Origin of the sequence: Streptomyces mayonensis (genome assembly GCF_018982965.1) — a bacterium.
Classification (GTDB): Bacteria; Actinomycetota; Actinomycetes; order Streptomycetales; family Streptomycetaceae; genus Streptomyces; species Streptomyces mayonensis.
The window spans coordinates 1-8,260 of record NZ_JACBYP010000196.1; the positions used below are offsets into that span (position 1 = coordinate 1).

The 8,260-nt window shown below is 72.6% G+C and carries 6 protein-coding genes and 1 pseudogene; 1 reads left to right on the forward strand and 6 read right to left on the reverse strand.

The genetic code is table 11. The features are described 5' to 3' along the window. The 6 genes and pseudogenes from HZS56_RS36535 to HZS56_RS36560 form a co-directional block, all read right to left on the reverse strand. Positions 1–399, reverse strand: a pseudogene (locus tag HZS56_RS36535) (siderophore-interacting protein); the annotation flags it as partial. A 133-nt stretch (positions 400–532) separates the two neighbouring features. Then, a complete protein-coding gene (locus HZS56_RS36540; RefSeq protein WP_216725113.1) occupies positions 533–1,579 on the reverse strand; it encodes an ABC transporter substrate-binding protein in 1,047 nt (348 codons plus the stop codon). A 208-nt stretch (positions 1,580–1,787) separates the two neighbouring features. Beyond that, positions 1,788–2,948: an acyl-CoA dehydrogenase family protein gene (locus HZS56_RS36545; RefSeq protein WP_216725117.1), complete on the reverse strand. Its 1,161-nt coding sequence runs from the start codon at positions 2,946–2,948 to the stop codon at positions 1,788–1,790. A 5-nt stretch (positions 2,949–2,953) separates the two neighbouring features. Further along, positions 2,954–3,904 (reverse strand): hydroxymethylglutaryl-CoA lyase, encoded by a 951-nt coding sequence (locus HZS56_RS36550; RefSeq protein WP_216725114.1) that lies wholly within the window; start codon positions 3,902–3,904, stop codon positions 2,954–2,956. Next, a complete protein-coding gene (locus tag HZS56_RS36555) occupies positions 3,901–5,856 on the reverse strand; it encodes an ATP-binding protein (protein WP_216725118.1) in 1,956 nt (651 codons plus the stop codon). The genes HZS56_RS36550 and HZS56_RS36555 overlap by 4 nt, the downstream gene beginning before the upstream one ends. Positions 5,857–5,930: 74 nt before the next feature. Further along, positions 5,931–7,547 (reverse strand): carboxyl transferase domain-containing protein, encoded by a 1,617-nt coding sequence (locus tag HZS56_RS36560; RefSeq protein WP_216725115.1) that lies wholly within the window; start codon positions 7,545–7,547, stop codon positions 5,931–5,933. Positions 7,548–7,644: 97 nt separating this feature from the next. On the opposite strand from HZS56_RS36560, the gene HZS56_RS36565 reads away from it, so the two are divergent. Further along, on the forward strand, positions 7,645–8,244 hold the full coding sequence (locus HZS56_RS36565) for an SACE_7040 family transcriptional regulator (RefSeq protein WP_216725116.1): 600 nt from the start codon (positions 7,645–7,647) through the stop codon (positions 8,242–8,244). Positions 8,245–8,260: the final 16 nt, after the last annotated feature.

Genomic DNA, 8,260 nt, shown 5'->3' on the forward strand with positions numbered 1-8,260 from the left:
CCGACTGCGGAACAGCCTCAGAAACCCCGCAAAGCAAGAGGCGGGGCAGGAGGAGGAGGCTGACAGCGGCTGGCGCGGCGGCGTCCCGGACCAGCCAGGTGACCTCGGCGTCCGCCGCCGTCCGCAGCTCCTGCACGTCGTCGGTGTGCGGCACCTCTAGCCAGACCCGGGCGCGGGCGTGGGCCGGCTGGGACTCCACGACGGCGGAGGCAGCCAGTACGGCGGTCTCGTCGCCCCAGGTCACCACCAGGTCGGTGTCCCCGGGCGGCCGGAAGCGGATCGCCCGGTCGTGGCGACCGCCGGGCCGAGTACGGGGACGCGGTCGCCGGGTGCGCCGCCCGCGGCCCAGCGGACGGCGGGACCGGCCTTCGCCGGTGAGCCCGGCCGGACTCCGTGCAGAGGACTCCGTTCAGAGGGAGAAGAAGCGGAACGGGGCGGCGACGGCAGTCGTCATGGAGTGCTCCGGGAAGGAGGGAAAGGGGGAAGCGGGTGCCGGGGAGCGCTTCGGGGAGGAGAGGGTGCCCGGGGTGGGTCAGCCGACCTTCTTGGCGTTCTCGATCGCCTCGGCCAGGTTGTCGAGCAGCGGCGTGCACTTGTCGTAGGACAGGATCGGCTCGGGGGAGCGGGCGATGACCTGGCCGGCCTTGACCGCGGGGAGCTTCTTCCAGGTGCCCTCGGTGATGTCCGCGGGCTGGATGGTCGAGGCGCGGTCGTCCATGATGATCACGTCGGCGGGGTACTTGTCGACGTTCTCCCAGCTGAGGCTCTCGAACCAGCCGCCGGTCGCCTTCTTGGCGTCCTCGGAGGGCTCGACGAAGTTCACGCCGAGGGCCTTGAAGTACTCCAGGTCCACGGAGAGGTTGGTGCCGGAGACGTAGAACAGGTCGGCGCTCGCGGAGCCGGCCAGCACCCGGATCTCGGGCCGGGCCTTGGCGGCCGCACGCAGCCGGGCGGCGGCCTTGTCGAAGGCGGCCTTGGCGTCGGTGACCTTCTTCGCCTTCATGTCCGCGCCCAGCGACTCGGCCAGCTCCCACATGCGCTGCAGCGGCTGGGTGAGCTGGCGGTCGAAGACCGAGACGGCGACGCTGGGCGCGAGCTTGGCGATCTTGTCCTTCGACTCCTCCGGGACGGACCACAGGGTGCCCGCGTCGTCGAACGTCGTGGTGACCAGCACCTCGGGGGCGAGGCTCGCGTACTTCTCGACGTTGAGCTTGCCCCACTCGTTGCCGAGGACGGTGACCTTGTCGACGTCGAGGTCACCGGCCTGGACGTCCGGCTTGCCGTCCTTCGTCGTGGTCGGGCCGAAGACGCCCTTGACCTGGACGCCGTAGTCGAAGAGGGCGGCGGCGACGCCGGTGAAGGCGACGATGCCCGTCGGCACCTTGTCGAGCTTCACGGTCGTGCCGCGGTCGTCCTTGAAGGACCAGGGGCCGGAGCCCGCGGAGCCGGCACCGTCGCCCGAGCCGCCGCTCCCGGCGTCGTCGTCCCCGCAGGCCGCGAGCACGGCACCGAGGCCGAGGGCGCCGCCGGCGGCGAGTATGCCGCGGCGGGTGGGGCGAGTGGCTCTGGCGTTGAGCATGGTGGTGGCTGCTTTCGAACGTTCCGGTGGTTCTGGCTTGCTCTAGGTGGTTCTGGGTGTCCCTGGGGGTTCTGGGTGGTGCTGGGTGGTTCTCGTGTGCGAAACACTCCGGGGGGACATTCGAGGGTAGGTTAGCCTAACCTCAGGCTGTGTCCAGGGGTGGCCCGGAACGGACCACCCCTGCGCGGGCCGGAGCCGTCTCAGCGTCTCAGCTCACCAGGCCCAGCTCCCGCGCGATCAGCATCCGCTGGACCTCGCTGGTGCCCTCGCCGATCTCCAGGATCTTCGCGTCCCGCCACATCCGGGCCACCGGATACTCGTTCATGAAGCCGTAGCCGCCGTGGACCTGGGTGGCGTCCCGCGCATTGTCCACGGCGACCGTCGACGAGTACAGCTTCGCCAGTGCCGCCTCCTTCTTGAACGGCTCGCCCGCCACCAGTCGGGACGCCGCGTCGCGCCAGGCGAGGCGCGAGGTGTGGGCCTTCATCTCCATGTCGGCGATCTTGAACTGGATGGCCTGGTTGGCGCCGATGGGCCGGCCGAAGGCGTGACGTTCCTTCGCATAGGCGACCGACTCGTCCACGCAGCCCTGCGCGAGTCCCGTGCCCAGCGCGGCGATCGCGATCCGGCCCTCGTCGAGGATGCGCAGGAACTGGGCGTAGCCCCGGCCCTGTTCGCCCAGCAGGTTGGCCGCCGGGACCCGCACGTCGGAGAAGGACAGCTCACGGGTGTCCGACGCGCTCCAGCCGACCTTCGAGTACGGAGCGGCCACCGTGAAGCCCGGGGTGCCCGACGGCACGATGATCGCCGAGATCAGCGGCCGTCCGTCCGGCTGCCGCCCCGTGACGGCGGTGACCGTGACCAGGCCCGTGATGTCGGTACCGGAGTTGGTGATGAAGCACTTGGTGCCGTTGATCACCCATTCGTTCGTGGTCTCGTCCAGGCGGGCCGTCGTCCGGGTCGCGCCCGCGTCCGAGCCGCCGTCCGGCTCGGTCAGACCGAAGGCGCCCAGGATCTCGCCCGAGCAGAGCCGGGGCAGCCACGTGCGCTTCTGCTCCTCGGTGCCGAACAGATGCACCGGCATCGCGCCCAGCGAGACCCCCGCCTCCAGCGTGATCGCCACCGACGAGTCGACCCGGGCCAGCTCCTCCAGGGCCACGCCCAGCGCGAAGTAGTCGCCGCCCATGCCGCCGTACTCCTCGGGGAAGGGCAGCCCGAACAGGCCCATCCGGCCCATTTCGCGGACGATCTCGTACGGGAACTCGTGCCGCTCGTAGAAGTCGCCGATCTTGGGCGCCACGACGTCGTGGGCGAACTCCTCCACCGTGCGGCGGAGTTCTTCCAGTTCGGGGGAGAGCTTGTGGTCCATCGTGGTCACGACTCCTGGTGGGAGAGGGCTCGAACGGTGCGGGACGGGCTGGGTCGGCCCAGGTGGGCGGCCATCCAGACGCTGGTGGCGACGAGACGGCCGAGGTCGATCCCGGTGTCGATGCCGAGGCCGCGCAGCATCCACACGAGGTCTTCGGTGGCGAGGTTGCCGGTGGCGGACTTCGCGAACGGGCAGCCGCCGAGGCCGCCCGCGGAGGCGTCGACGGTGCTCACGCCGTGCCGCAGGGCGGTGAGGGTGTTGGACAGGGCCTGTCCGTAGGTGTCGTGGAAGTGGACGCCGATCCGGTCCACCGGGACGCCGGCCCCGTCCAGCGCGGTGAGCAGCGCGCTCACGTGCCCGGGGGTCGCGACGCCGATGGTGTCGCCGAGGCTCAGTTCGTCGCAGCCCATGTCCAGCAGGGCCCGGCAGACCCGTACCACCTGGCCGACGGGGACGGCGCCCTCCCACGGGTCGCCGAAGCACATCGACAGGTAGCCCCGCACATGGCCGCCGTCCGCTTCCTTCGCCCGCGCCACCACCGGCTCGAACATGGCCAGCGACTCGTCCACCGTGCGGTTGAGGTTGGCCTTGGCGAAGGACTCCGTGGCGCTGGCGAAGACCGCGACGCGGCGGGCGCCGAGCGCCAGCGCGCGCTCCAGGCCGCGCGCGTTCGGCACCAGGACGGGCAGGTCGACCGGCAGGTCCGCGACCGCCGGGAACAGCTCCTCCGCGTCCGCGAGCTGGGGCACCCACTCGGGGCGCACGAAACTCGTCGCCTCGATGGTGGTCAGGCCGGTGCCGGCCAGGCGGCGGATGAACTCCGCCTTCACCGGCGCCGGTACGACGGCCTTCTCGTTCTGCAGGCCGTCGCGCGCGCCGACCTCGTGGACGCGGACGCGGGCGGGCAGGCCCTCGGCCGGCACGGTCATGGGCAGATCCGGGGCGGGGGCGTTCATGCCGGCTCCTCCTCGTCGGTGGGGGTGATGACCGCGAGTACCTGGTCCATGGCGACGGTGGTGCCCGGCGTCACGTCCAGCTCGGCGACGGTGCCCGCGTGCGGGGCGGAGACGGCGTGCTCCATCTTCATCGCCTCCACCACCAGCAGGCTCTGCCCGGCGGACACCTCGTCGCCGACGGCGACCTTCACCACCGTCACCGTGCCCGGCATCGGCGCGGTCAGCGAGTCGGAGCCGGCGTACGCCGCCCGGGTGAGGGAGGCGGCGACCGGGTCGTGGTCCCGCACGTGCCAGGCGTCGCCGTCGCGGCCGAGCCAGTCGGCGGCGCGGTGGAAGGTGTGCCGGACGCCGTCCAGCGTCACCGACACACGGTCCCCGGTGACGGTGTGGGTGCCGCGCGGGGTGTGAGTGACGGGTTCGAGTCCCGCCGCACGCAAGGCGAACGCGGCCGGCTTCGGCGGGCCTCCCGCGCGCCAGCCGTCCGGCACCGAGAACGGGTTCGTCCAGCCCTCGCCGCGCGGCCGCAGCGCGTCCAGCCGTACGGCCGCCGCGGCCTCGTACACCGCCTCCGGTACGTCCGTCGCGGCGAGCCCGTCCACCTCCCGCTCCACCAGCCCCGTGTCCAGGTCGCCCGCGACCACCGCCGGATGGGCGAGCAGCCGGCGCAGGAACCCCGCGTTGGTCTGCACGCCGAGCGTCACCGTCCCGGCGAGGGCCGCCCGCAGCCTGCGCAGGGCGGTGGCGCGGTCGGGCCCGTACGCGATCACCTTGGACAGCATCGGGTCGTACAGGCTGCCGACCTCGGTGCCCTCGCTGAGCCCCGAGTCGGTGCGCACGCCGTCGCCCTCGGGCTCGTGCAGCCGCAGCACCGTGCCGCCGGAGGGGAGGAAGTTCCGCGCGCCCTCTTTCGCGGACACGGTCTCGGCGCAGAGGCGGGCCTCGACCGCGTGGCCGGTCAGCCGTACGTCCTGCTGCGTGAACCCGAGCCGCTCCCCGGCCGCCACCCGCAGCTGCCACTCCACCAGGTCCAGGCCGGTCACCAGCTCGGTCACCGGGTGCTCCACCTGGAGGCGGGTGTTCATCTCCATGAAGTAGTACGAGGACGGGTCCTTGCCCGGCACGATGAACTCCACCGTGCCCGCGCCCCGGTACCCGCACGAGCGGGCCGCCTGCACGGCCGCCTCGCCCATCGCCGCCCGGGTCGCCTCGTCCAGGAGCACGCTCGGCGCCTCCTCGATCACCTTCTGGTGCCGGCGCTGGAGCGAGCACTCGCGCTCGCCGAGGTGCACCACGTTGCCGTGGCCGTCGGCCAGGACCTGGATCTCGATGTGCCGGGGCCGGTCGATCCAGCGCTCCACGAGCAGCGTGTCGTCGCCGAAGGAGGCGCGTGCCTCGCGGCGCGCCGCGGCGATCTCGTCGGCCAGCGCCGCCTCGTCCCGCACCAGCCGCATGCCCTTGCCGCCACCGCCCGCCGACGGCTTCAGCAGCACCGGCGTGCCGATCTCGCGGGCGGCGTCGGCGAGCTGCCCGTCCGTGAGGCCGCTGCCGCTGCTGCCGGGGACGACCGGCACCCCCGCCGCCCGCACCGTCTCCTTGGCGCGGATCTTGTCGCCCATCAGGGCGATGGCGTCGGCGCCCGGCCCGACGAAGACCAGCCCCGCCTCCTCGCAGGCCCGCGCGAACCCGGCGTTCTCGGCGAGGAAGCCGTACCCCGGGTGGACCGCCTGGGCCCCCGTCCGGGCCGCCGCCTCCAGCAGCCGCTCGACGGACAGGTAGCTCTCCGCCGCCGGTGCCGGGCCGATCCGTACCGCCTCGTCGGCCTCCCGCACGTGCCGCGCGTCCGCGTCGGCGTCGGAGAAGACCGCCACCGAGCGCACGCCCAGCGCGCGCAGCGTCCTGATGACGCGCACCGCGATCTCACCGCGGTTGGCGACGAGCACGGTGTCGAACATGCCCGGCGCGCCGGGCACGTCGCGGGTGTCGTTCACGTCCCGCGTGTCGTTCGTGTTCTCCATGGGTCCCCTCCTCACATCCGGAAGACGCCGAACCGGGGCTCGCCCAGTGGCGCGTTGGCACACGCGGTCAGGGCCAGGCCCAGCACCTGCCGGGTGTCGGCGGGCTCGATCACCCCGTCGTCCCACAGGCGGGCGGTCGCGTAGTAGGCGCTGCCCTGGTGCTCGTACTGGGCGCGGACCGGCTCCTTGAAGGACTCCTCCTCCTCGGCCGGCCACTCCTCGCCCCGGGCCTCCAGCTGGTCCCGCTTGACCGTGGCCAGGACGGACGCGGCCTGCTCGCCGCCCATCACGGAGATCTTGGCGCCCGGCCACATCCACAGGAAGCGCGGCGAGTACGCCCGCCCGCACATCGAGTAGTTCCCCGCGCCGTACGACCCGCCGACGACCACCGTCAGCTTCGGCACGCGCGTGCACGCCACCGCCGTCACCATCTTCGCGCCGTGCTTGGCGATGCCCCCGGCCTCATAGTCCCGGCCCACCATGAAGCCGGAGATGTTCTGCAGGAAGACCAGCGGGATGCCGCGCTGGTCGCACAGCTCGATGAAGTGGGCGCCCTTCTGGGCCGACTCGGAGAACAGGATGCCGTTGTTGGCGACGATGCCGACCGGGTGGCCGTGGACCCGGGCGAAGCCGGTGACCAGGGTCTGGCCGTACTCGGACTTGAACTCGGCGAAGCGGGAGCCGTCCACCACGCGGGCGATCACCTCCCGCACGTCGTAGGGCGTGCGCGAGTCGACCGGCACCGCGCCGTACAGCCCGTGCGGGTCGACCTTCGGCTCGACGGCCGCCTCCACGCCCCAGGGGAGCGGGCCGCGGGCGGGCAGGGTGGAGACGATCTGCCGCACGATGCGCAGCGCGTGCGGGTCGTCCTCCGCCAGGTGGTCGGTCACGCCGGACACGCGGGAGTGGACCTCGCCGCCGCCCAGCTCCTCCGCCGTGACCACCTCGCCGGTGGCCGCCTTCACCAGCGGCGGCCCGCCCAGGAAGATCGTGCCCTGATTGCGGACGATCACGGCCTCGTCGCTCATCGCCGGGACGTACGCCCCGCCCGCCGTGCAGGAGCCGAGGACGGCGGCGATCTGCGGGATGCCCGCGGCCGACATCCGGGCCTGGTTGTAGAAGATCCGTCCGAAGTGCTCGCGGTCCGGGAAGACCTCGTCCTGCAGGGGCAGGAAGGCACCCCCGGAGTCCACGAGGTACAGGCACGGCAGCCGGTTCTCCAGCGCCACCTCCTGCGCACGCAGGTGCTTCTTCACGGTCATCGGGTAGTACGTGCCGCCCTTGACGGTGGCGTCGTTGGCGACGATCACGCACTCCCGGCCGCTGACCCGGCCGATCCCGGCGATCACGCCGGCCGCGGGGGCCGCTCCGTCGTAGAGCCCGTCGGCCGCGAGCGGGGCCAGCTCCAGGAACGGCGAGCCCGGGTCGAGCAGCGTGTCCACGCGGTCGCGCGGCAGCAGCTTGCCGCGCGCGGTGTGCCGGGCCCGCGCCCGTTCGCCGCCGCCGAGCCGGGCCGCCGCGAGCTTGGCCCGCAGCTCCCGAACGAGGGTGCCGTGCGCCTCCTCGTTGGCCCGAAAGGCCTGCGAGGCGGGGTCTGCCGCCGTCGTCAGCTCCGGTGCCTCCTGCATCCTGCGATCCCCTCGCCCAGTGGTCGACCAGTTAATGAGCGTTAACGCATTTCCTTCAGGTTAACGAGCGCTAACCCCCCTGTCTAGAATTGGCTCCATGGCCACCAGAACCGACGCCCCCACCCGCCGAGAGCAGATCCTCAAGGAGGCCGCCCGGCTCTTCGCCGAGCGCGGTTTCCACGGGGTCGGCGTCGACGAGATAGGCGCCGCGGTCGGCATCAGCGGCCCCGGTCTGTACCGGCACTTCCCCGGCAAGGACGCGATGCTCGCCGAGCTGCTGATCGGGATCAGCGACTCGCTGCTGACCGGGGCGAAGCGGCGGCTGGCCGAGGCCGGCGAGGAGACCGGACCCGGGGTGGTCCTCGACTCGTTCATCGAGGGGCACATCGACTTCGCGCTCGACGACCGCCCGCTCATCACCCTGCACGACCGCGAGCTGGACCGCCTCCGGGACGCCGACCGCAAGATGGTGCGCCAGTTGCAGCGGCAGTACGTGGAGCTGTGGGTCGGGGTGCTCCGCGAGGTCTACCCGGCGCTCGCCGAGCCGGCCGCCCGCTCCGCCGTCCACTCGGTCTTCGGCCTCCTGAACTCCACCCCCCACCTCGGCCGCCCCGGTTCCCTGCCGGGCCGCGCGGTGACGGCGTCGCTGCTGCACCGGATGGCGCGGGGGGCGTTCGCGGCGGTGGGGGAGGAGTAGGAGTGGGGGAGGGGTA